Source organism: Salinicola sp. (assembly GCF_982684285.1).
Genome location: NZ_CEXLVS010000376.1, coordinates 1 through 2,618, shown reverse-complemented (window position 1 = coordinate 2,618; position 2,618 = coordinate 1). Strand labels below are relative to the sequence as shown.

Genomic DNA, 2,618 nt, shown 5'->3' with positions numbered 1-2,618 from the left:
CAGCAACGTCGGCATCGGTTTCCCGGGGAATGGCGGCATCAAGAAGGTGGCGAGTATAGCGTCCTCGCGATGTCAAAACGATGGCTCCGCCGGGAAGCGGAACCATACGGGATGGCAAGCGGATCGGCGGCGGGTCAGGACTTCAGCGCAGAGAGCACCTGCTCGCGGATCTCGTCGACGCTGCCGACACCGGCGATACGGTGATACTCCGGGGCGGCTTCGGCATCCTCGGCCGCCCACTCGCGGTAATAACCGATCAGCGGCTCGGTCTGGTCGTGATAGACCGAGAGACGGTGGCGCACGGTCTTTTCGCTGTCATCGTCACGCTGGATCAGCGGCTCGCCGGTGACGTCGTCCTTGCCCTCTTCCCGGGGCGGCTTGTAGTCGACGTGATAGACACGCCCGGAATCCGGATGGACGCGACGCCCGGAGAGCCGGTTGACGATCTCCTCGTCGTCGACGGCGATCTCCACCACATGGTCCAGCTTGATGCCGGCGTCCTTCATCGCATCCGCCTGCGGGAGCGTGCGCGGGAAGCCGTCGAACAGGAACCCGTTGGCGCAGTCGGGTTGGGCGATGCGTTCCTTGACCAGTGCGATGATCAGATCGTCCGATACCAGAGCGCCGCTGTTCATGGTCTCCTTGACCTTGAGCCCCAGCTCGCTCCCCTCCTTGACCGCGGCACGCAGCATGTCACCGGTGGAAATCTGCGGGATATGGAAATGCTCGCAGATGAACTGGGCTTGGGTACCCTTGCCAGCGCCGGGGGCGCCCAAGAGGATCAAACGCATTGATAACTGCTCCTTCGTGAATCGCATCGGTTGTCGGACCGGTCAGCGGCGTCGAGGACTCGACGCAGACGACACCGTCAATGGCTCATGACGATACCTGCCGATCGGGTAGCGCACAAGACTCGCCTGGATCGACGCGCCACTACCTGGTGCGTCGACAAAGCCCTGGCGCGGCGACAAAGCCCGAACGCTGGACAGTAAACGCCAACGGCCCCCGAAGGAGCCGTTGGTGTGGATCGAGCGAACCGCCGTATCAGACCAGCATGCGCCGGATATCGGTCAGTACCTGTGCCAGGAAGGCGGTGAAACGCGCCGCGTCGGCGCCGTTGACCGCACGGTGGTCGTAGGAGAGCGACAGCGGCAGCATCAAGCGCGGCTCGAACTCGCTGCCGTTCCAGACCGGCTTCATGGACGACTTGGAGACGCCGAGAATGGCCACCTCCGGCGTGTTGACGATGGGCGTGAAGGCCGTGCCACCGATCGAGCCGAGGCTCGAGATGGTGAAGCTGGCACCGCTCATCTCCTCGCGGGACAGCTTCTTGTTCTGCGCCTTCTTGGCCAGCTCGACCGACTCCTTGGCCAGATCGATCAGCGACTTCTTGTCGGCATCGCGGATCACCGGCACCATCAGCCCGTCCGGGGTATCGACCGCCACGCCGATGTGCACGTAGTGCTTGACGATCAGCTTGTCGCCGTCCGGATGCAGGCTCGAGTTGAACTGCGGGAACTTGCGCAGCGCATAGGCACAAGCCTTGATCATGAACGGCAGCGGCGTCAGCTTGGCGCCCTGGGACTCCGCCTCGGCCTTCATCGACTTGCGGAAGGCCTCGAGTTCGGTGATGTCCGCTTCGTCGAACTGGGTGACGTGAGGCACGTTGAGCCAGCTGCGATGCAGGTTGTTGGCGCCCGCCTTCATCAGACGGCTCATCGGCTTCTCTTCGATCTCGCCGAACTGGCTGAAGTCGATCGCCGGGACCGGCGGAATGCCCGCGCCACCGGCAGCGGCCGCCGGCGCCGAACCGCCACCGCTCTTGCGCGCTTTCATCACCTGCTTGACGAAACCGTCGACGTCATCCTTCAGGATCCGCCCCTTGGGACCGGAGCCCTTGACCTCGCCGAGGTCGACACCCAGTTCGCGGGCCAGCTTGCGAACCGCCGGACCGGCATGCACATGGGCGCCGGCGGTCTTGTCGTCACCATGCTTCTCGCGCGCTTCCGGGCTCGGCTCGCCGGCGACGTCCTTGCGTGCGCTGGACGAGGACGCCCCGGAATCGGCCTTGGCCGGAGCCGGCTTCGACTGGCCGCCTTTACCGCCACCTTCACCGGACGTCTTCTTGGCCGGCTTGCTGCTGCCGGCCACCTCGACATAGCCGATCAGATCGCCTTCCGAGACGCTATCGCCTTCCTTCACGGCAACTTCGACGACCTTGCCCTTGTAGGGGCTCGGCACGTCCATGGAGGCCTTGTCGGACTCCAGCGTGATCAAGGTGTCTTCTTCGTTGATCTCGTCGCCTTCGCTGATGGCGACTTCGATGATCTCGACACCATCGCTGCCACCGATGTCGGGTACGCGAATCTCCTTGCGGCCGCCTTCATCGCCGCCCTGATCTTCCTCGTCCTGATCATCATCGCCCTGATCCTGGGACGCCCGGCCTTCGCCGCCATCGTCCGCTTCGGCGCCGGCAGCTTCGTCCTCGGACGAGGCGTCCTCGCCCTCTTCCTCGTCGTCGCCCTCGCCGGCGACTTCCATGGTGCCGATCAGGTCGCCCTCGGAGACGCTGTCGCCCTCCTTGATCGGCAGCGACACGGTCTTGCCACGGTAGGGGC

Annotated in this window: 2 protein-coding genes; both read right to left on the bottom strand. The window is 64.6% G+C overall.

Translation table 11 applies throughout. The features are described 5' to 3' along the window. Positions 1–134: 134 nt before the first annotated feature. A complete protein-coding gene (adk, locus tag AC3AYF_RS20055; protein ID WP_295041356.1) occupies positions 135–791 on the bottom strand; it encodes an adenylate kinase in 657 nt (218 codons plus the stop codon). 253 nt (positions 792–1,044) lie between these two features. After that, on the bottom strand, positions 1,045–2,618 hold a 1,574-nt coding region (gene aceF / locus AC3AYF_RS20050), incomplete at its 5' end, for a dihydrolipoyllysine-residue acetyltransferase (RefSeq protein ID WP_487780271.1).